The sequence below is a fragment of the Helicobacter burdigaliensis genome, from assembly GCF_003670295.1.
GTDB lineage: Bacteria > Campylobacterota > Campylobacteria > Campylobacterales > Helicobacteraceae > Helicobacter_D > Helicobacter_D burdigaliensis.
On record NZ_QXJG01000010.1, the window covers coordinates 35584 to 56627 of the forward strand.

Below are 21044 nucleotides of genomic sequence, written 5' to 3' on the forward strand. Positions count from 1 at the left end.
ATCTAGGCTTTTAGCCTTAGATTCATCACAAAATTACTTATATTTTTATATTCTTTTTGTTGTTGTCTATCTATTAGCAAGGTAGCAAGATTATGCATAGCTAGTATTTCTAAAATCTTTATAAGTTCAAATTTACTTAAAGTTTCAAACTTATTTAAAGCTATGTGTAAGCCATCTTTCATGATTATAGTGGTTGCTAGTCTGCCTACAAATTTAGGGCGTTTTTCTTTTTCTTCTTTATTGTTAAAGACCTTAATCATATCTTTTTTATTTTCTCTATCCTCTCTTTTGTTTTAAGGGGTTATGATTTGCCCCCATAAATCAAGATTAAATTTGATTAATCTTTCAAATCAATTACTCCCACAATTTTTAAAAACCTTTTTACTCCTTATTCTTTTGCATCCGCTAAAGTAAAGGCACAAATTACCTCCCCGCCATTGTTTTGCACTGCAACTTTAGCTTCTTTAAGTGTTGTTCCTGTGGTGATAATATCATCTACCAAAATTACTCTTTTATCCTTTAGACTGCGATTTACCTTAAAATTTCTAGGATTTTTTAATCTAAATTTTAAATCTTTTCCCGCATAAGTAACTTTATTTCTAGCTTCTAGTGCATTATACAAAGGCTTAATACCTATCCTTTGAAGCTCCTTTAGAAAAATAGAATTTTGCGCATAGCCCTTCTTTACATCTTCATCTATCCCAACACCATAGCATTCTAAAGAAAACTCCAAATTATCTCTAAGATAAAAAATAGCTTTTTTACTTAAAATTTTATAAATCTTACTACCTATTGGCTGATATTTGCTTAAAAACAACATAGAATTAGAAGAGTATTCATAAAAGCTATACACTCTAAAGCCACTCTCCAACTCTCGCATTCTAGGATTTAAAGAGATAGAATCTTGACAAACCTTACAAACACTTCCAAAAGAAAATTTTCCACATATTAAGCATCGCATTTTATATAAGAAATAATTTCTTGTGTGATTTGCTCTTCTTTGTTATCAGCATTAATTATAAGATAATCTAATTTTAAAAATTCCAAAACCTCTTTTATACGCTCTTGTAAAAGAAGCAAATATTCTATACCTCTTTTTTCAATCTTATCGTGCGTTTTACTATCTAGGCGTCTTTTTAACTCCTCTTTACTAAGCTCCAAAAATACAACTTTACTTGGCAATATTCCATTCAATGCAAATAAATTCAATTCCTTTAAAAGTGTGCAGTCAAAATCTTTTGCATAAGCCATACCTGAAACTAAACTTCTATCACTAATTACTAGCTTTTCTTTAGATTTTAATAAAACCTCATCAGCTAGCTGTGCTCTATCTGCTAAAAAAAGTAAAACTTCTGCTCTTTTGCTAATTTTTACTTCTTTGTTTAATAAAATCTCTCTTAGCTCACTTCCAAGCTCGCTACCTCCTGGCTCATTTACAAAAATAGCTTCTTTAAAAACTTCCCTTAAAGCCTTAATTTGCGTGCTTTTACCACAAGTATCAATCCCTTCAATCGCTACATACATCTTTTCTCCTTGATAAACTCATATACAAGCGGTGAAACAAGATGAGAAATATCCCCTCCATGCAACAAAATAGAACGCACCACAGTAGAGCTAATAAAAGCATTTTGCAAAGAAGGCATAAGATAGATTGTTTCTAACTCTCTATTTAAAGAGGCATTTGCATAGCCCATTTGCAATTCATATTCAAAATCACTCACAGCCCTAAGCCCACGGATTAGCACTCTAGCTTCTTGCTCTTTGGCAAAATCAGCTACTAAGTTATCAAAGCTATGCACGCATATGCTTTTTTTAATCTCTTTTTCATCACAAATTGCTAAATTCACCATTTTTACTCTATCTTCAACGCTAAAAAGAGGCTTTTTAAGTTCAGATTTTGCCACTGCAATGATTATCCCATCAAATAAAAAAGAGGCGCGTTTTATCACATCTAAATGTCCATTAGTAATAGGATCAAAAGTCCCCGGATAAATTGCTATTTTTGGTTTCAAGCTAAACTCCAAGAGATTTCTTCCCCTGCTCTAAGTGGCACGATTTTATGGTATTCTTCCTCCACTTTCATAGGTTTTTTAATAAGTTTTACTAATTTTTGTGGCAAATTTAAATCATAAATTGTATGTGCGTTTTTGCATACAAACTTTTCTAAATTCTCTAGCGCATTATGTGCTTCAAAAAGCTCTGCTAATGCAGGAAGTAAAATAGGTGCGCTAAAAATCCCTGCAGCTCCTTTTTTACTCTCTTTAAATGCTTTTAAATGCGGTGCACTATCACTCCCAAAAGAAAATTTAGAATGCGCCCTCAACGCTACTTCTAAAAGTGCTTCTTTGTCTTTTTTAGTCTTTAAAGTAGGTTTACAAAATAAATGCGGATTTAATGCACCTCCTAGCACATCATCTAAGCTTAAAGTAATATGGTGCAAAGTAAGAGTAGCAAATAAATTAGAATACTTTTCTACTAAGTCTATGGAGCGTCTATCGCTTAAATGTTCAAAAAATATTTTTAATCTTGGAAAGCTTCTTGCTAACTCTTCAAAAATAGCATGAAACTCCACTTCTCTATCCATTACAAAACCATTACTCTCCCCATGAATGCTTAAAAAAAGTCCTATCTCTTGTGCCATTTCTAAAATCTCTAAAACTCTAGCATTTAAAATCTCACTTACTCCACTCTCACTCCCAGTCGTAGAACCTTTTGGATAAAGCTTTAAAAACATTACCCTATTTTCTTTAGCAGTTTGCAATTCACTTTTAGTTAAATTTTCATGCAAATAAAGACTCATTAAAGGAGTAAAATTAGCATTTTTATTTTTATCTAAAATTCTTTGTTTGTATTCTAATGCACTCTTTAATGAAGTGATAGGAGGATTTAAATTTGGCATAACAAGAACAGCACCAAAACTTTTTGTGGTGTAGTTTAAAACATTCTCTAAAATCTCTCCATCTCGCAAATGCAAATGCATATCACAAGGCGTATCTAGTATTATTTCCATTTTAACTCCTTTAAAATTTTAAATGTATCTTAATTACAATCTTCTTCAATCTCTCTTAAAATCTTTTGTAATTTTTCTAATAATTTTGCAGTAACAATAAGCTGTTCGCTAGATTGTATCGCAATATCTTCACTTAAATTAATTGCTTCTTCTATACTTTTTTGCTTCTCTTTGGATAAATTTGCCACCTTTAGACGCTCTTTTATCTCTTCACTTAGCCTAAAAATCTCATCGCTTAAACGCACGCTAAGCTCTCTTGCATAATCTGAAGTTTCTTTGGTTAAACTTAATCTATTAATAAAAGTAGAAAGATTTAAAGATGCGATAGATAGCTCACTCTCTCCCTCTAACCTTATCTTTTGTGCTAAATCCTGTGTGATATTTCCTTTGGCCAAAAGCTGTGTTTTATCCACAAACTGCTTAAGATGCGCTCTAATATCCAAAATAATTTTTAACGCATAGCTTGCCAAAATAAGCATAATCAAAAATGCAACAAACTGAAATTTCTCAAGATATGCCCGCTTAAGCACAGAAATTTTAGAATAATAATTTGTCGTTTCATCTATTTTTGCTAAAAGTTCCATATTAGTTTTTGTTATATCTTTTAAAACTATGCTTAGCTCTTTTTGCACTTTAGCAACATTATTTAAATGCAATGCTAAAATTTCCCATGCTTTTTTGCTTTCTTCAAAGTCTTTTTCAAATTTTTCAGTTTTTGAGCGTTTTTGCAAATCTTGCATAAAATCTTCCATTGCCTTGTAATCTCGCTTAAAAGCCTCATAGTATCGCTCATCCCACTTCACCATATAATGTGCTAATGCAGAACACATATTTTCAATCATCATTCTTAGAGTTTCTATTTTGATTTTTTGTAAAATTGCAATTTTATTTTGATCTACAAATTCTTTACTTTCATAAACTTGCTTGTTTAATCGCATAAAATCTTCCACTTGTTGCTTATAATCGCTCCAAATCTTTCTAATCTTGGCTAACTTTTTATTAATTTCTTCCCTGCTAGATGTTTTAATCGCATTTTTATAATCATTACTCTCTAAAAATACTAAATTTGCTTCAAATTCTTCTATTGCACCTTTTAAAGTCTTGTAATTTTCATTATCTTGAAAATAATTCATAAATACTTCTTTTGCAATCATTTGGCTTAGCATTCTTTGCTTTCCTACGATATTTATCACTATTCCATCTTGAATACTTCTTTGATTTATAAGTAAAATTGATGCCATCATAACACCCACACAAAAGGCTATCAAAATACCAACCACCACCAAACGCGTAATAATCTTCTTCATATATGTTCTTCTTTCTTATAAATTTGTTTTAAAGCTTGTAAATCTTGTATTTGCACCCTTCCCTCTTTGTCTTGCAATATCATTCCATCTCTACTTAATTTCTTTAAGATTCTTGAAAGTGTTTCTGGCTGAATATTTAAAAAGGCTGCAATATCTTGCTTTTTATTATGATTAAAATCCTCCAAATCATGCACCAAAAAATAAGCAATTTTTGCTGTGCTATCAAAAACTAATTCTCTTCTAATCACATCTTCAAAAAATTGTAACTTTTCTTGCAACTGAATAAAGAAAAAGTGCATTAAACTTGGAGATTTTAAAAAAAGAGAGAAGAGTAAATCTTTAGAAAAAAATGCCACTTTAGAATCTTTTTTGCATTCTAAATTTGCAAAAATAAATTGCTCCTTTTCTTTTGGTGTATTCAAAAGCCCTTCTCTTAATTGGCATAAAAATATCTCTCCGCCAAATCTATTCACTTTATAAAGCTTCACTTCTCCCTTAAGCAATAAAAGCACTTCTTTAGAAATATCGCCCTCATAAGCAATAATTTCTTTTTGGCTAAAATGTTTTATTTTTACAATTTCTTGCAATTTGTCAATTTCTTGTTGTGGTAAATTTTTAAAAATTTCAAACTCTTCTAGCTTTGCCAAAAAATAACCCCATCAATCCCATCAAGCGCAACTTCCTCTATTTCCTTTTCCTCGTGGATAATAGAAATAATCTTCATATCTAGCAAGTAATTTTCCGCAATCTTTTGCATTTGTTTTGCAAAGGTGAGCTTTTTACACAAAAGAAACTTTGCTCCCAAACTAGATGCCATTATGCTTTTTGTAATCTCATTACTCAAAAAAGCATATTCTATCCCTTGAAGCTTTGCAAATCTTGCAAGCTCTAAATCCCCTATCACTAAAAAATCACTAGGAAGCGTATTTTCTAGCTCCTCTTTGGTATTAATTTGCTTAATCTTTAAAATCTCTAGCAAAGGATGATTTAAAACAATCATTGCTCTAACCTAATGCGCAATCTTAGCACATTCATGCGAACAAAAATATGCACCATCTTTAATAATTGCTTCCTTACTAGAAACATAAACTCCACATTTTTCACACTCTACCATAATTTCTTCTGGTTTTTTATGTGTATTTTTAGCTTTTTCTTTTGTTTTTGGTTTTCTAATAAACAGATAATACACCGCTACAATCAGCAAAATTACGACTAACCATTGCATAAACTTTCTCCTTGTAAAAAAAGATAATTTCTATAAGAATAATTATAAATTTTATATTTTATTAATCCTTCTAACTCCTCTTTTACCTTAGAACCTTTAAATAATAAAAAAGAAGTGGAAGGCTCTTTAATATTCTCACACAATAAAAGCAAATCCAAAGTTCCCAAAAGCGCACGAGAAGTGATTAAACTAGGCTTTATTTTTAACTCTAAATCTTGCACTCTAGAGCGCATAACTTCTACATTTTCTAAGCCTAACTCAACTTTTAGCGTATGCAAAAATGCAGCTTTTTTGGCATTTGGCTCACACAAAATAAAAGGCACATTCAGCATTATAGCCAAAGGAATAGCAGGAAATCCATTCCCACTTCCTACATCTAAAATCAGTCTTTGCTTCTCCCACTCTAGCTCTTGAAATTCTAAAGGTTTGAGTGAATCTTTTATATTTTCTTCTATACTTTTTCTATTCTTAGCACCACTTAAGCTATGAATCTTATTCCATTTTTCTAAAATTTCTATATATTTTTCTAATCTTTTCATAAAATCAACATTCCATCGCCATAAGAATAAAAACGATATTCTTTTAAAATCGCTTCTTTATAAATCCTCTTCATCTCTTCTAAACCCACAAAAGAAGCCACCAACATTAAAAGCGTGCTTTTAGGAAGATGAAAATTTGTAAGAAGTGCATTAGTTTTTAAAGGGGGATTTTTAGGATGCAAGAAAAGATCGCATTCACCGCTTATCTGTTTTGTCCTTGCATAAAACTCTATTGTCCTTGCAGCAGTCGTGCCAATAGCTGTGATATGCTCTGCTTCTTCTATTCTTTTTTGCATATCTTTAGTAATTTCATAGCTTTCTTTATGCATTTTATGCTCTAAAATATTTTCAACACTCACAGGCAAAAATGTCCCTGCACCTACATGCAAAGTTACAAAGGCGGTTTTAAAATTTCTTTTTAAATTTTCAAAAGATTCTTTGCTAAAATGCAATGAAGCAGTAGGAGCAGCGACTGCACCGATATTTTTAGCAAACACACTTTGATAATCCTCCCTATCTTCTTTTGTGTCTTCTCTTTTTAAATAAGGAGGCAAAGGTATATGCCCAAACTCTTCTAAAAACCCCAAAAATTCTTCCAAACTTAAAGCTTTTTCTTCTTTAAAAAACCCCACTTCTTTAAAGCCCATTTCAAGATTTTTTAAAATCTTGCAAGTCTTCCCATAAAAATCAATCCTATCCCCCTCTTTTAACTTCCCTCTAAATTGAAAAAGATACAAATTTTCCCCTAAAATCTTATGAAAAAGCCCCTCAATCTTAGCACCCTCTTGCAAATTAGAATGAATTTTTTTACCATAGATTCTAGCAGGAATTACTTTGGTATCATTAAAAACAAGCAAGGTATTTTTAGGTAAAAAACTTGCAAATTCTAAAAAAGTGCTATGAGTAATGCTTTTATCTTGTCTATTATAAACTAAAAGCTTAGAATCCTCTTTATTCTTTAGAGGTGTTAAAGCGATTAAATGGCTTGGCAAATCATAATCATATGCACTTAAACTTAACTCATTCATCAAGCTTTTCTTCCTTATAAGGATTGATGATTTTAGCAATTAAAATAGATAAACCATACAAAAGCGTCAAAGGCACTGCCATTAAAAACTGCGATAAAATATCAGGAGGCGTTAAAATAGCTGCTAAAATGAAAATAAACACAATCGCATATTTAAAATAATCTTTTAGTGTTTTATCGCTCACTAATCCGAGTTTTGCTAAAAAAAATGTAATCACAGGAAGTTCAAAAGAGATTCCAAATCCTACCATAAGTTTAGCAAAAAAGCTCACATAATCCCCAATGGCTGGTAAAGCTGTAAAAGATTGACTTCCAAAACCAATCAAATAACTAAAGCCTATCGGAAATGCCACATAATAAGCAAAAGCACAACCACTAATAAAGAAAAATGTCCCAAAAATCACAAAAGGCAAAACAAGCTTTTTCTCATTTTCATAAAGCCCAGGCGCAACAAAAGACCAAATCTGCCAAAAAATAATAGGCAAAGCAAAAATAAAGCCACTAAAAAACGCTACTTTTAATGCAGTAAAAAATGCTTCTCCCACTTGTGTAAAAATAATACTCTCTTTGCCCTTAGGCAAAGCACTCTCCAAAGGCGCACTCATCCACCCTAAAATCTCTTCCCAAAAATAAAAAGAACACAAAAAAGAAATAATCAAAGCAAGTGTAATAATAATTAAACATTTTCTTAACTCAATAATATGGGGTTTTAAATCTTCAAACATTTACTTCCTTTTTTATCGCTTCTTCTTTTTTAAAAGAAACTTCTTGTTGCTCTTTAGTTTCTACTTTTTCTTGCTCTAGTGAATAATTTTTAAAACTTAATTGCTCTTTTTTAGTTTCTTGCAATTTTGTTTCATTTTTCTCTTGAGCTTGCATTGTGTGTGTAAAATCTTCTTCTAAAGAAACTATTTCTTTCAAATTTAAATCTTTTGTGATATTATCCACACCTTGCGTTAGACTATTTTTATAGGCGAGTGCTTCTTCTTTTATTTTACTTAAATTCACTTCCCTATCTAAACTCTCTTTGGCATCATCAATGGTTCTTTTTAAAGTTTTTAAGAATTTCGCAATATCCACTAATGCCTTAGGTAGTTTTTCAGGTCCTAAAAAAATAATTGCAACCACTGCAATCACTAAGATCTCAAAAAAACCCATTCCAAACATTGGTTACCTTTAAAATTTATTTTAATTTTTAGGATTTTATCCCATTTTGGAATAAAGTGTGCTTAGAGTTTATAAAATATTCAACAAAGGAATGTTATGAAAATCTTAAAAACCTTAGGAGTTGGTGTTGTTTTAATGAGTGTATCTTTGATTTTTAATGGTTGCATTTCCAACAAAACAGATGCATTCTTACTTGGAGCAGGCATCGGTGCTGGTGCTACTTATTATTTTATGAATGATGGAAAAATCTTTGGTTATAGCAAAAGCGGAATCCAATCACAAATGCAAAGACAAAAGCCAAAAGATGTTTCCATTCCCGCAGATTTAGAGTGGTATTATTTTGAAGAAGATTTAAAAAGAGAACAAAATTCTAGCTTTAATTAATCATAAAAACTACATTGCCTAATTTCATACAATTTTCTTATAAGTATAAACTCCTTACACTCTCACAAAAACTCTAAATGTAGAGTTTTGATCTTAACTCTACATTTATTTATGCTAAAAAGTTTTTCAAACTCTCATCATGTAACACAGGATTAAACTCCATAATCTCATAAGAAGCTGCTTGATTTTGATAAAAAGGATCTTGCCTTGTAAATTTAAGTGCTTCTTCTTTATCTTTAAATTTCCCTAAAATAATTCCCCCTACGCGTGGCTCTCTAGGTCCGCTTGTAAGCAATTTTCCCTCTTTATAATTTTCTTTTAAAAATTCCCTATGTGCTGGTAAAATCTCATCAATTACCTCCAAAGGTTTTGTGTAATTTACAAGTATTAAAAACAAATTTCTCATGCTTTTTCCCTTAATATTTTTTCTCCATAATATCTTTTTAATATAAAAAATAAGCTAAAAAGCAAAATCCAACCCACCACATATCCCATCACAAAAGATTGGAATGCTCCTGCAACTCCATAACTTATAAAAGCCACAACCGCAATCATACTAGCATAAGGTAATTGTGTAATAAAGTGACTTTGCACAGAACAGCCCGCACCTGTTGCTGAGAGGATCGTAGTATCAGAAATTGGCGAGGCATGATCTCCATACACAGCCCCCCCTAAAACTGCTGCAATAGCAAGCATAACATCTGCTCCATTTGCACTAGCAACACTCACACTAATAGGAAGCATAATCGCAAAAGTTCCCCAACTTGTCCCCATACACAACGCAATAAATCCTGCACTTAAAAATAAAGCAAGCGGAACGATTAAATTAGGAGATAAATTTGCCTCTAAAATAAAATCCTTACTAAGATTAGAAAGATATACTCCTGTTTGTAAATCATTTTTAATCACTGGTCCTATCGCCCATGCTAAAATTAAAATTAAAATTGCAGGAAGCATGGACAAAAAACCATCTTTACAAATTAGATAAAAATCTCTTCCATTGATATGCTTAAAAGAGATAAAAAGTGCAATCAAAAGCGCAAAAAATCCACCCCAAAAGAGTGAAAATCCCGTCTGTGCTTCTCCAAGCATTGCAATAAAATCAAAAGTCTGCACTTCTTTATAACCACTATAAAAAATAAAAAATGCCACCAAAAAAATCAAAGATACAATCGGCACAATAAGTAGCCACATACTTCCACTTGTATGGGGTTTAATCTCATCAAAAGATTCAGCACCCACATTTTGATTTTTCTTCATAATGGGTAGATTAATCTGCCAATAAATCACAAAAAACACCCCTGCTAAGGCAAACCAAGCATAATAGTTTCTAAAAATGCTCTCTACCAACACGCTAAAAGCAGATTGCCCCTCAATCAGTCCACTCATTAAACCCAAAACATAAGCTCCCCAGCTTGAAATTGGCATTAAAATACATACAGGCGCTGAAGTTGAATCAATAATATAGGCTAATCTTTCTCTTGTAGAATGGTTTGCATCATTAAGCGGTCTTGCGATTTGTCCCACACTTAAAGCATTAAAATAATCATCAATAAAAATCACAATTCCAGCAATAAAAGCTAAAAATTCCGAACCTTTTGGGCTTTTAATCCTCTGTCTAGCCCAATGCACAAAAGCATTAATCCCACCAGAACACTGCATAAGTTGTGTCAAAATACCTAGCAATATCAAAAAGCCAAAAATATAAAAAGTATTTAGACTAATCCCCTCTTCACTATAAAAGACGCTTGATATTGCATTATAAACATACTCCATCATAGAATACAAATCACTCTTTAGCATAATCCCAGCTAAGATAATCCCCACCAACAAAGACAAAACTACACGCTTAGTAATTAAAACCATTGCAATTACAACAATGGGAACTAGCAAACTTAAAGCAGAATCGCTATACATCTTTACCTTTCTTTATTTAAATTATTCATAAATAGTGGGGATTTTAACAAAATTACACAAAATTTTGCTTTAATGCCTTTATATTTTGCGTGATATTTCCTTCCCAAATCCCTTGAATACAAGCTATCATTTGAGCATTTTTAATTTGCGAAACATTTTGTGCATTAATCCCACCAATAGCACATTTTGGTAAAGCTTCAAATTTACTAAAAATTTCTAAATCTAGCTTTTTTGCATGAGGTTTTGTGCTAGAAGAAAAACAGGCTCCAAAAGCCACATAATCTGCCCCTATTTCATAGGCTCTCTTTGCGGTTTCTAAACTATCATAACAAGAGATTCCCAAAATTCCCAAAAATTCTTGTCTAATCTTTCTTAGTTCTTCCTTGCTATAAAGCTCTTCATTCTCCTTTTTTCCAATATGCAAACCACTTACTTTTAATCTAATTGCCAAATCTATCCTATCATTTAGGATAAATTGCACTCCAGTTTCTTTACAAAAATCCTCTAATTCTAGCACTAAATTTTTAATTTCTATATCTTTGCTTACTTTATCGCGTAATTGAAAAATGCTAATTCCTGCCTTGATAGCTTCTTCTAAAGAAGCAAAGATTTTAGAATAAGGGATTAGTCTATCATCACTAATTGCATAAATACCTTTTAGCATTAAGATTCTTCTTTATATTGGGAAATATCAGGCTGAAGCTTGTAAATCTTGTTTTTTAAACGCACTAAAAGCCCTGTGTCAATAAGCTGTCTAAAAGTCTTTACCACAGTAGGCTTACTCACGCCAACTTCTAAAACAATATCTTCATAAGAACCATAAAAAATATTTTCTTTATCTGTGTGTTCTATTAAATATTTAATAATTTCAATTTTCTTTCCACCCACAAAAACAGAAATCGCATTTAAAAGCACATTTTTAGAATGCAATTCTACTGCTTGAAATTTAGGCAAAACCGCCTTTAAAAGAGTGTTTAAAAGCTCATTAACATCAATAGGCTTTAGCACATAACCATCTACTTTTAACTCTATACAATCTAGCAAATATTGCGTTTCTGTATGAGCTGTGGCAATCACTACTGCTACATTTAAAAGAGTATTTTTCCTAATCTCTCTCACAAGCTCAATCCCATTTAATTTTGGCATCAAAATATCGCTAATCACTACATCAATATTATGTTCTTTTAAAATCTCTAAGGCCTCTTTGCCATTTTTTGCAACATAAAGCTCTCCTACATAATCTTCTAATACCATTTTGGCAAATTTTAAAATATCTTCCTCATCTTCTACATACAATACTCTTATTTTTTTGAGCATCTTTTCATCATTTTTACTCAACATTCAATACTCCTAAACATCAAATTTCAGCATTTTTTGGTATTGTGATAGTAAATTGTGCCCCACAAGCTCCTACTTCACTCTCACATTCTCTCAAACAAGCTCCCTCTTGACAAAACTTACATTCACCACCTTTCCACTGCATATTCTGCACTTCTATGCTACCTTGCATCTGTTTTTCAATAATCTGCTTAGACATATATAGCCCAATTCCTGTGCCAACAGATTTATGCTTGGTAGTAAAATAAGGCTCAAAAACTTTATGAATATCGCTTAGTTTTATTCCACCTGCATTATCCAAACATTCAATTTTAACGAGATTTTCTTTAAATTCATAGGCATTAATATAAATTTCTGCTGGTTTTATCTCTCTGCTTTTTAAAGCATCTTGAGAATTTTTCACTAGATTTAAAATAACTTGCGATAAAGAACTTTTAAGCCCAAAAATTTCAATATCTTTAAAACATTCAATTTGAATATTTATCTCATTTTGCTTTAAAAGAGGACTAATGAGTGCTATGGTTTCTTCCATAAGCTCTTTTAGATTAAATCTCTCTTTTTGAATGGATTGATGAAAAAAGCTTCTAAAATCCTCTATGGTTCTTGACATTTGCTTGGCTATCTTCATACCATCTTCTACTTGCATTTCTACAAACTCTTGTGTAAGCTTTCCATTTTGGGATTTTACCCTAAAGGCTTGTATAAGCAAGATTAAAGCATTTAAGGGCTGTCGCCATTGATGTGCGATATTTTGTATCATCTCTCCCATACTCGCAAGTCTTGCTTGCTGATACATAATTTGATCTTTTTTTCTACTTTCCAATACTTCTTTTGCAATAGTGTCCTGCAAAGAATCATTTAGCTCTTGAAGTTCTTTTGTCTTTTCTTTAATCTTAATTTCTAGCACCGCATGGAGATTCTTAATATGCTTTAAAATCACAAAACTAAGCAAAAGAGTAATTAACATAATCAAACACATAATCACAAATACCACTACTAGCAAAATATTATACAACAAATCACTGCGTTCTTTTTGATAAATTGCCACTTCAAGGGAGCTTGTAATCACATTAGAAATCTCTACATTTAATTCTTTAGAAATATTTTTTAAACGATTATTAAAATCTGTATCTTTTAAAGAATAAGTTTTTAAAAAATCAAGATAGGAAATGAGTTTTTGGTGTAACTTTTGGTAATAATATCTCTCTTTATCTAAAATTTTATGATAATAACCACTTTCTTCTTGACTTAGAAAAAACAAATAAGCTTTTCTTACTTGTTCTATAATAAAATTTTCTTGATATTTTAGCTCTATTCCTTCGGCTTTTTCCCAAAGCTTTTTGATTTGCTCTATATTGTTATCCAAATTCTCCCTATTTGGCATTTCTTTAGAATCTGAAACAATAAATTTACGCATTTTTTCTAAATAGATTGTATTTTGACTATAACTTGAAAACAAAATATCAAAATCATTTTTCAGACTAAAATAAAACACATAAGACACAACCGCCAAAGAAAGCAATCCACAAGCGATATTAAAGACTAAAATCCTTGCTTTATCCTCTAAAGACGCACCAAAAAATCTTAAAGCCACATTATTCCTTTATCTAAAAAACTTTTATCTAAAACCATAAAACTTTTAAAAATCAAAAATTTATTGCAAAATTTTACTCACTTTTTCTTATCAATGATTAAATTTCTTTGCCTTAAAGCATATTTTAATGATTTTCAAGGTATATTGCTTATGAAATTATATCATTTAAATTAGGAGTTTAAAAATGTTAAAGAAAGTTCTTTTCAGTTTAGTAATTGCTAGTGGCTGTTTAATGGCAGCTGATGGTGCAGCAATTTTTAAAAAATGTATTGCTTGTCATGGTGCAAATGGTGAAAGAGTAGCTCCAGGAAGCGTAGGTGGTATCACTATCGGTGGTATGGCTAAAGATAGAATCATGGAACAACTTAAAGGTTATAGAGCAGGAACTGCTGACAATGGTGGTGCTAAAGCTATTATGTATGCAAATATGAAAAACTGGAAATTAACAGATGATGATATTGAAGCAGTAGCTGATTATATTTCAAAACTACCAAAAAAATAACTTATCTAAAAGCTTTTATGCTTTTAGATTCTCTTTCTTAGAAAAACAATGCCTTATTTAAAAATCAATCAAAATAATTTCTTTAATAATTATCAAGTGTTAAAAAATCTCACCAAAGATGAAAATAAAATTGCCATTGTGCTAAAAGACAATGCTTATGGGCACGGGATTTTAGAAATCGCAAAACTAGCACATCAAAAATCTATCAAAAATGCTTTTGTAAAAAATATGCAAGAAGCTCTTTGTATCCAACATCTATTTGAAAATATTTCTATTTTATATCCACAAAGCTGTTTTTTACAAAACCATTTTGAACAATGTTTAAAAACGCCCAACATTCTTTTTTGTGTAGCGAGTTTAGAATTTTTAAAAACTCTCCCAAATGGCACACAAATTGAACTCAAAGTAAATAGTGGTATGAATCGCAATGGCATTAGCAAAGAAGAATTAAAAGAAGCTTTTAACATTATCACACAAAAAAATTTAAAATTAATAGGTGTTTTTACACACAATGGCTATGGTGATGATTTGGGTGCAGAGTTTTTTAGTCAAAACCAAAATTTCTCACAAATTAAAAAAGAGGTTTTAAGTTTCACAAAAAGCCTAAATCTTCCCTTGCCTCGCTTTCATTCTCTTAGCTCTTCAGGTGCTTTTAGGGATAATACCACACAAGACAAACAAGATTTTTTAGAAGATAGTTTTTACCGCTTTGGAATTGCTTTTTATGGCTATTTATGTGCAGATTCTGTCTTTAACTTTCAACACAATCTAAAGCCCATAGCATCATTATGGGCGCAAAAAATCTCTACTTGCAAACTGCTAAAAGGACAAACCATAGGATATAGCGGAACTTCTAAGGCACTAGAAGATATGCAAATTTCTACCTATGATATAGGCTATGGAGATGGGCTTTTTAGAATAAAAGAAGGAATGGAGCTTTTTACAAAAGAGGGTTATAGAATCTTTGCGCGTGCTTCTATGGATTGCATCAGCATACAAAGCACACAAGAAGAAGTTTGCATCTTTGAAGATGTAAGCGAATTTGCAAAAGCTTTTAACACCATTCCCTATGAAATCTTAGTGCATTTACATTCTTATATTCCCAAAAAAATTATTTAAAATTTTCAAACTTTTAGTAAAGAGTTTTGTAAGTTTTGGTATTATTCTAAACTCTCTTTACAAAATAACACTAAAGGATAGATTTTGAATTTTTGTATTTTATTTGGTGGCAACTCTTATGAACACGAAATTAGCATTGTAAGTGCGATTTCCCTTAAAAAACTACTTCCAAACTTAGAGCATTTTATTTTTTTAGATGAAAAAGGAGATTTTTATCTTATCCCAAAAGATAAAATGCAATCTACCTTTTTTTCACAAAAAAACTATTTAAAATGCACAAAATTATATTTACAATCTGGCGGTTTTTATCAAAAAAGTTTTTTAGGCTTTAAGCCCCTATTACTCCCAACAATTCTTTGCTTAGTCCATGGAGGAGATGGGGAAGATGGTAAAATCGCTTCTCTTTTGGATTTTTTCAAAATTCCTTTTATTGGACCACGCAATGCCGCTTGTGTGCTAAGTTTTGACAAAGAGCTCACAAAGCTCCTTTGCCAAAATAAAGATGTAAAATCCCTCCCCTACTCTATCCTTTATAAAAATGAAGAAATCCCAACTAATCTTAGCTTTCCTCTAATCATCAAACCTGCACGACTTGGAAGCTCCATAGGTATCTCTCTTGCAAAAAATAAAGAGGAGCTAGAATATGCACTAGAAGTTGCCTTTGAGTTTGATGAAAAAGTCTTAATAGAACCCTTTATAAGCGGAATAAAAGAATATAATCTAGCCGGTTTTAAAGGCAAAGATGGCTTAGTATTTTCAATTATTGAAGAACCACAAAAAAAGGAATTTTTAGATTTTGATAAAAAATATCTTGATTTTTCTCGCACTAAAGAAATTCAAAAAGCCTCTCTTAGCCCACATTTAGAAGAAAAACTAAAAGAAAGCTTTGCTAAGATTTATAACCATTTATTTGAAGGTGCATTAATAAGATGTGATTTTTTCATAAAAGATGAAGAATGCTATTTAAACGAAATTAATCCAATTCCAGGAAGTTTAGCAAACTACCTTTTTAGCGATTTTAAAAGTGCTTTAGAAGACTTAAGCAAAGCATTGCCTAAACCAAAAGATATAAGAATTGCTTATGAATTTTTACACAAAATTCAATTTGCCAAAGGAAAATAGTGGCATTAAAATCTCTTATTTATGAAAACAATCCTTTTGAAATCTCTTATGAGATTTTGCACCCCACAAATACAAAAGATCTCATTATCTTGCATGGTTGGGGTTCTAACAAAAACCTTATGAAACAAGCTTTTGGTAATTATTTTTTAGATTTTAGGCATATTTACATAGATTTACCAGGTTTTGGTGCTTCTTCTTTGCCCAACATTGCTTTAACTACTCAAGATTATGCCAATATCATAGAAATCTTTTTAAATAAACTTAAAGCTCACAAAGATCTTCTTATGGGGCATAGTTTTGGTGGTAAAGTAAGTATTTTACTTGCACCACAAGAACTTATTTTGCTAAGTAGTGCAGGAATTGTGCCTAAAAAAAGTTTTAAAGTAAAATCTAAAATTTTACTTACAAAAATACTCAATAAAACCTTTCCTTTTATCTCACAAAAGTTCCGCACTTTATTGCGTTCTAAAGATGTGCAAAATATGCCAGAAATGATGTATCAAACCTTTAAAAATGTAGTGAATGAAGATTTTAGCCCACTTTTTGCAAACTTTCCCCATAAAGCACATATTTTTTGGGGCAAAGAAGATACTACCACTCCTCTATTTTGTGGTGAAACTATCGCAACTTTAATTAAAGATTCTAACTTTTATGCACTAAGGGGAGATCATTTCTTTTTTTTACAACAAGGAGAGGAAATCGCTAAACTCTATTCCCAAAAATCTATTCTAAAGGATAATTATGCAAACACTTGATTATTTTTTAATGCTGACGCATTGGGTTTTTTTAGTAGCTCTTGGCTATTATGTTATCACAAACTTTCAATGGTATCATTATAAATTTCTAAGAGTAGTTTTTAAACACCACAAATTTAGATGGCATATTATTTATTTTATTTTGCCTGTGATTTATTTTATTTTTATCCCTGATAATGTTTATTCTTACATTGTTTTATATCTTTATGTGATTGCTCTTGCAATTTGGGCTTTCAATCTTAGCAAAAAGCTAATTTTCACAGGTAGAGTTTTACGATTTTTCTTTATATATATTTCTTTTATCCTTTTTAATGATTTATTATTTTTAAATGTAGGTTTAGACAATCCCCATACCCCTTTAGTTGAATGTGTTTATCTTTTACCTTTACCTATTTCTTTGTTTTTATCCAATCTTTTAGAAAAAATCTTATTAAACCGCTACAAAAAATTAGCTAAAGAAAAATTAGCAATTATGCCAAATCTAAAAGTGATTGCAATTACAGGTAGCTATGGCAAAACAAGCCTTAAAAACTTTCTTTTCCAAATGCTCCATGAAGATTTTAAAGTCTATACCACTCCAAGAAGTGTCAATACGCTTGCAGGGATTATTGCAGATATTAACCAAAACCTATCCCCTCTTACTGATATTTATATCATAGAAGCAGGCGCAAGAGCTATTGGAAATATCAAAGAAATTGTAGATTTAGTTTCTCCGCAAATTGTAGTAGTAGGCAAAATTGGCGAAGCACATATTGAATACTTTAAAGATATACAAACCATCTATGCAACAAAATATGAAATTTTACAAAGCCCTTATCTGCAAAAAGCCTATATTTATGAGAAAAATACCCCTCCTACTTCTTGTAATGCTCCTATTTTCTATTTTCCTCATAATGCTAAAAACATTAACGCAACACTTGATGGAACTACTTTTAGCCTAGAATTAGATTCCACACAAGTAGAATTTAGCACAAAGATTTTAGGGGCTTTTAATGTAATTAATATTAGTGCTGCTATTGCAGTCGCAAAAGACTTAGGAATCCCTACAAAAGAAATTGTGAAATTAGTTTCTAAACTAGAGCCAACAAGCCATCGCCTAAGTAAAATCAATGTAAATAATAAACTTATCCTAGATGATAGTTATAATGGCAATCTTGATGGAATGCTAGAGGCCATTCGCCTCTCTTCTTTGCATAAAGATAAAAAAATCATCGTAACACCAGGGCTTGTAGAAAGCAATGAAGAATCTAACATAAAACTAGCACAAGCCATTGATAAAGTTTTTGATATTGCAATTATCACAGGGGAATTAAACTCTAAAATCCTCCAAAGCAATATCCATAATCCACAAAAAATTGTCCTAAAAGATAAAAACCATATAGAAAATCTTTTAAAATCACTCACACATGAAGGAGATTTAATACTTTTTGCCAACGATGCACCAAGCTATATTTAAAGGAGAAACAATGGAATATCTTTATGCACCTTGGAGGGCAGATTATTTTGGTGACTCCAAAGAAGAAGGTTGCATTTTTTGCAATCTTTCACAACACAAAGAAGACGATACAAAAAATAGAGTATTTTATCGCGATGACAAAATTTTTTGCGTAATGAATAAATATCCCTATACTCCCGGACATTTTTTAATTATTCCCCATATTCACACCAATTCCCCTGCTACTTTAGAGAGTGAAATTTGGCTACATTTGCAAACTTTTGGGCAAAAAGGAGTTTTGCTTTTAGAAGAATTTGGGGCTCAAGGAGTAAATTATGGCATCAACATCAAAAAAGCAGGAGGAGCTGGAATCCCAGATCACTTGCATTTACATCTTATTCCTCGCTTTATAGGAGATACAAACTTTTTTACCACAATTAATGAGGGAAGAGTTTATGGAGTAAATTTTGAAGAAATTTTTCAAAAAATAAAAACATTAGCAAAAAAGCATTTTAAATAAAGGATTCTCCTTTAAATTAAGCGAAGCTATAAGGAATTCTTGCTAAGATAATCCAAACCAAAAACTTAAGGAAAACAAAATGAAAAGCGGTATTTTCACACTTATGGAAAATTGGAATAATAATGAAGAAAATGCAATTCATAGCACTTTTGAGCTTATTAAATATTGCGATGCAATAGGTTTAGAAGAAGCTTGGATTGGAGAACATCATTTTAATAATTTTACCACTTGTGCTTCTATTATACCCCTTTTAAGCTATGCATTAGCCACTACAAAAAATATTAAAATTGGTAGTGCTGCTATCTTGCTCCCTCATTATCACCCCATAAAGCTAAGTGAAGAAATCGCTACTTTAGATATTTTAGGAAAAAGAAGATTTCTTTTTGGCTTTGCTAGAGGGGCTTTTCCTATTTTTGATATTGCTATGGGAGCAAATGCAAAAACAAACCGTGAGATTATGCTAGAGAGTGCAGAGATTATCCATGAGCTTTTATATAAAAATCAAGTAAATTATGATGGAAAATATTTTGAAATCAACAATATCAGTATTTGTCCGCACCCTAGCAATATTGTTCCATTTTTTGTCGCAAGCGATCATGAAGAAACACTTATAAAATCAGCCAAAGCAGGACATAACTTTCTTGGTTCTTTAACATTAAACAAAAAAAGAGCAGAAGAAATCCATACACTCTTTAAAACACACAATAAAAAATCTTATGAATTTACACTAGCAAGAGCTTTTTATGTAGATACAGATAGAAAAAGTGCAGAAGAAAAAGCACAAATAGGTATAGATATTTTCACACAAAGAATGCTAAAAGCAAACAAAGAAAATCCCACTTTTGAATCGATTATTAAGACGAGCGATTATGAAGAGTTTAGAGCAGATTTCTTTAATAAGGATAAAATTTTAGAAAACCTTATTGTAGGAACTCCAAAAGATTGCATTGAACAGATTAAAAACCTACAAAAAGACATCTCTTTTAGTTCTTTAGCACTTAAATTGCTTACGCCAAGCCTAGAAGATGCAAAAAATCAACTAAAAATTTACAAAGAAGAAATTTTACCTTTTATTGAATGCTAAAAGAGGAACTTTGCAAACTACACACCACCCTTCTCTCATGGTATGAAAAGGAGGGTAGAATCTCTCTTCCTTGGAGAGACACTACACACAAAGAAAGGCCATACCGCGTATTAATCAGTGAGTTTATGCTCCAACAAACACAAGTTAAACCCGTATTAGAGAAATTCTATTTTCCTTTTTTAGAAAAATTTCCTAATCTTTTAGCTCTAAGCAAGGCAAGTGAAGAAGAAGTGCTTCTTGCATGGAGAGGTTTAGGCTATTATTCGCGCGCTAGAAATCTTTTAAAATGTGCCAAAATCACACAAGGCAAACTCCCGCAAAGCAAAAAAGAACTCCAAAAATTGCCCGGAATTGGTGCTTACACTGCTGGTGCGATTGCTTGTTTTGGATTTGATGAATCTGTTAGCTTTGTAGATTCCAATATCAAAAGAATCCTCTTGCGTCTTTTTGGACTCCCTCCACTTAGCACAACACAAAAAACACTAGAACAAAAAGCAGATTTGATTTTAAACCACAAACAACCCTTTTTACACAATCAAGCCTTGCTAGACATAGGCGCACTGATATGCACTCCTAAAGCTCCAAAATGTGAGATTTGCCCCCTAAATTCTCACTGCATTGGCAAGGCTAATCCCCACATCTTTAGTCTTGTAAAAAAGCAAAACTATTCTAAAGAAGAATTACACCTAGCTCTTTTAATTCAAGATGGCAAAATAGCCCTTACAAAAAGCAAAGAAAAGCTTTATTTTAACCTCTATAATTTTCCACCCCTTTTAGATATTCCACCCGCAAAACCCCTTTTTAACATTAATCATTCTTATACTAAATACCACCTAAAAGTATTCATCTATCCGCAAACTTCACTTAATTTAAGCAATTTAGAATTTTTTAGCAAAGAAGAGTTAGATTCCCTACCTCTTTCCTCTATGGCTCTAAAAATTTTAAAAGAATTAGAAAATTACTCTTTTTAATCTCTTTATAGGTTATTTTTTTATAGCA

The 21044-nt window shown here is 31.4% G+C and carries 27 protein-coding genes; 9 read left to right on the forward strand and 18 right to left on the reverse strand.

Annotated elements, in window-relative coordinates; all coding sequences use genetic code 11:
* Nucleotides 1-2: 2 nt before the first annotated feature.
* From EBF09_RS05275 to tatB, 13 genes are all read right to left on the reverse strand, one after another.
* Entirely contained in the window at nt 3-260 is a 258-nt protein-coding gene (locus tag EBF09_RS05275; protein ID WP_121764090.1) for a hypothetical protein, read from the reverse strand.
* A 128-nt stretch (nt 261-388) separates the two neighbouring features.
* Nucleotides 389-961, reverse strand: coding sequence for a ComF family protein (locus tag EBF09_RS05280; RefSeq protein ID WP_121764091.1), 573 nt, complete (start codon nt 959-961; stop codon nt 389-391).
* Nucleotides 949-1524, reverse strand: a complete 576-nt coding sequence (tmk, locus tag EBF09_RS05285; RefSeq protein WP_121764092.1) for a dTMP kinase — start codon at nt 1522-1524, stop codon at nt 949-951. The genes EBF09_RS05280 and tmk overlap by 13 nt, the downstream gene beginning before the upstream one ends.
* Nucleotides 1515-2012, reverse strand: coding sequence for a pantetheine-phosphate adenylyltransferase (gene coaD / locus EBF09_RS05290; RefSeq protein ID WP_121764093.1), 498 nt, complete (start codon nt 2010-2012; stop codon nt 1515-1517). The genes tmk and coaD overlap by 10 nt, the downstream gene beginning before the upstream one ends.
* Nucleotides 2009-3010: a dihydroorotase gene (gene pyrC / locus EBF09_RS05295; RefSeq protein ID WP_121764094.1), complete on the reverse strand. Its 1002-nt coding sequence runs from the start codon at nt 3008-3010 to the stop codon at nt 2009-2011. Before pyrC ends, coaD begins: the two co-directional genes overlap by 4 nt.
* 29 nt (nt 3011-3039) lie before the next feature.
* Nucleotides 3040-4317, reverse strand: coding sequence for a type IV pili methyl-accepting chemotaxis transducer N-terminal domain-containing protein (locus EBF09_RS05300; RefSeq protein ID WP_121764095.1), 1278 nt, complete (start codon nt 4315-4317; stop codon nt 3040-3042).
* Complete coding sequence (locus EBF09_RS05305; RefSeq protein ID WP_121764096.1) at nt 4314-4964, reverse strand: Crp/Fnr family transcriptional regulator; 651 nt, start codon at nt 4962-4964, stop codon at nt 4314-4316. The genes EBF09_RS05300 and EBF09_RS05305 overlap by 4 nt, the downstream gene beginning before the upstream one ends.
* Nucleotides 4952-5317 carry a hypothetical protein gene (locus tag EBF09_RS05310; RefSeq protein WP_121764097.1) on the reverse strand — a complete coding sequence of 122 codons (366 nt, stop codon included), beginning with the start codon at nt 5315-5317 and terminating at the stop codon, nt 4952-4954. Before EBF09_RS05310 ends, EBF09_RS05305 begins: the two co-directional genes overlap by 13 nt.
* A 9-nt stretch (nt 5318-5326) precedes the next feature.
* Nucleotides 5327-5542, reverse strand: a complete 216-nt coding sequence (locus EBF09_RS05315; RefSeq protein ID WP_121764098.1) for a PP0621 family protein — start codon at nt 5540-5542, stop codon at nt 5327-5329.
* Nucleotides 5530-6081 carry a 16S rRNA (guanine(527)-N(7))-methyltransferase RsmG gene (gene rsmG / locus EBF09_RS05320; protein WP_121764099.1) on the reverse strand — a complete coding sequence of 184 codons (552 nt, stop codon included), beginning with the start codon at nt 6079-6081 and terminating at the stop codon, nt 5530-5532. Before rsmG ends, EBF09_RS05315 begins: the two co-directional genes overlap by 13 nt.
* Nucleotides 6078-7109, reverse strand: a complete 1032-nt coding sequence (gene queA / locus EBF09_RS05325) for a tRNA preQ1(34) S-adenosylmethionine ribosyltransferase-isomerase QueA (RefSeq protein ID WP_121764100.1) — start codon at nt 7107-7109, stop codon at nt 6078-6080. The genes rsmG and queA overlap by 4 nt, the downstream gene beginning before the upstream one ends.
* Nucleotides 7102-7833 carry a twin-arginine translocase subunit TatC gene (gene tatC, locus EBF09_RS05330; RefSeq protein ID WP_121764101.1) on the reverse strand — a complete coding sequence of 244 codons (732 nt, stop codon included), beginning with the start codon at nt 7831-7833 and terminating at the stop codon, nt 7102-7104. Before tatC ends, queA begins: the two co-directional genes overlap by 8 nt.
* Nucleotides 7826-8275 carry a Sec-independent protein translocase protein TatB gene (tatB, locus tag EBF09_RS05335; RefSeq protein WP_121764102.1) on the reverse strand — a complete coding sequence of 150 codons (450 nt, stop codon included), beginning with the start codon at nt 8273-8275 and terminating at the stop codon, nt 7826-7828. The genes tatC and tatB overlap by 8 nt, the downstream gene beginning before the upstream one ends.
* A gap of 96 nt (nt 8276-8371) precedes the next feature.
* Here tatB and EBF09_RS05340 point away from each other — a divergent pair, with 96 nt between their 5' ends.
* A complete protein-coding gene (locus EBF09_RS05340; protein ID WP_121764103.1) occupies nt 8372-8659 on the forward strand; it encodes a hypothetical protein in 288 nt (95 codons plus the stop codon).
* Between the two features lie 109 nt (nt 8660-8768).
* Here EBF09_RS05340 and EBF09_RS05345 read toward each other — a convergent pair whose 3' ends face one another.
* From EBF09_RS05345 to EBF09_RS05365, 5 genes are read right to left on the reverse strand one after another with little or no spacing between them, the layout of a single operon-like run.
* Nucleotides 8769-9065: a YciI family protein gene (locus EBF09_RS05345; RefSeq protein ID WP_121764104.1), complete on the reverse strand. Its 297-nt coding sequence runs from the start codon at nt 9063-9065 to the stop codon at nt 8769-8771.
* Nucleotides 9062-10576, reverse strand: coding sequence for a Na+/H+ antiporter NhaC family protein (locus tag EBF09_RS05350; RefSeq protein WP_121764105.1), 1515 nt, complete (start codon nt 10574-10576; stop codon nt 9062-9064). The genes EBF09_RS05345 and EBF09_RS05350 overlap by 4 nt, the downstream gene beginning before the upstream one ends.
* Nucleotides 10577-10628: 52 nt before the next feature.
* Entirely contained in the window at nt 10629-11240 is a 612-nt protein-coding gene (locus EBF09_RS05355; RefSeq protein WP_121764106.1) for a thiamine phosphate synthase, read from the reverse strand.
* Nucleotides 11240-11917, reverse strand: coding sequence for a response regulator (locus EBF09_RS05360; RefSeq protein ID WP_121764107.1), 678 nt, complete (start codon nt 11915-11917; stop codon nt 11240-11242). Before EBF09_RS05360 ends, EBF09_RS05355 begins: the two co-directional genes overlap by 1 nt.
* A 16-nt stretch (nt 11918-11933) precedes the next feature.
* Entirely contained in the window at nt 11934-13508 is a 1575-nt protein-coding gene (locus EBF09_RS05365) for a sensor histidine kinase (protein WP_121764108.1), read from the reverse strand.
* 184 nt (nt 13509-13692) lie between these two features.
* Here EBF09_RS05365 and EBF09_RS05370 point away from each other — a divergent pair, with 184 nt between their 5' ends.
* From EBF09_RS05370 to EBF09_RS05405, 8 genes are all read left to right on the forward strand, one after another.
* On the forward strand, nt 13693-14010 hold the full coding sequence (locus EBF09_RS05370; protein ID WP_121764109.1) for a c-type cytochrome: 318 nt from the start codon (nt 13693-13695) through the stop codon (nt 14008-14010).
* A gap of 48 nt (nt 14011-14058) precedes the next feature.
* The gene (locus tag EBF09_RS05375) at nt 14059-15129 is read left to right on the forward strand and encodes an alanine racemase (RefSeq protein ID WP_121764110.1); all 1071 of its coding nucleotides are present in this window, start codon (nt 14059-14061) and stop codon (nt 15127-15129) included.
* A gap of 84 nt (nt 15130-15213) precedes the next feature.
* Nucleotides 15214-16251, forward strand: a complete 1038-nt coding sequence (locus EBF09_RS05380; RefSeq protein WP_121764111.1) for a D-alanine--D-alanine ligase — start codon at nt 15214-15216, stop codon at nt 16249-16251.
* A complete protein-coding gene (locus EBF09_RS05385; RefSeq protein ID WP_121764112.1) occupies nt 16251-17006 on the forward strand; it encodes an alpha/beta fold hydrolase in 756 nt (251 codons plus the stop codon). The genes EBF09_RS05380 and EBF09_RS05385 overlap by 1 nt, the downstream gene beginning before the upstream one ends.
* On the forward strand, nt 16993-18462 hold the full coding sequence (locus EBF09_RS05390; protein ID WP_121764113.1) for a Mur ligase family protein: 1470 nt from the start codon (nt 16993-16995) through the stop codon (nt 18460-18462). Before EBF09_RS05385 ends, EBF09_RS05390 begins: the two co-directional genes overlap by 14 nt.
* A gap of 10 nt (nt 18463-18472) precedes the next feature.
* Nucleotides 18473-18961 carry an HIT family protein gene (locus EBF09_RS05395; protein WP_121764114.1) on the forward strand — a complete coding sequence of 163 codons (489 nt, stop codon included), beginning with the start codon at nt 18473-18475 and terminating at the stop codon, nt 18959-18961.
* Nucleotides 18962-19040: 79 nt separating this feature from the next.
* A complete protein-coding gene (locus tag EBF09_RS05400; RefSeq protein ID WP_121764115.1) occupies nt 19041-20045 on the forward strand; it encodes an LLM class flavin-dependent oxidoreductase in 1005 nt (334 codons plus the stop codon).
* A complete protein-coding gene (locus EBF09_RS05405; protein ID WP_121764116.1) occupies nt 20039-21016 on the forward strand; it encodes an A/G-specific adenine glycosylase in 978 nt (325 codons plus the stop codon). The genes EBF09_RS05400 and EBF09_RS05405 overlap by 7 nt, the downstream gene beginning before the upstream one ends.
* Nucleotides 21017-21044 lie beyond the last annotated feature (28 nt).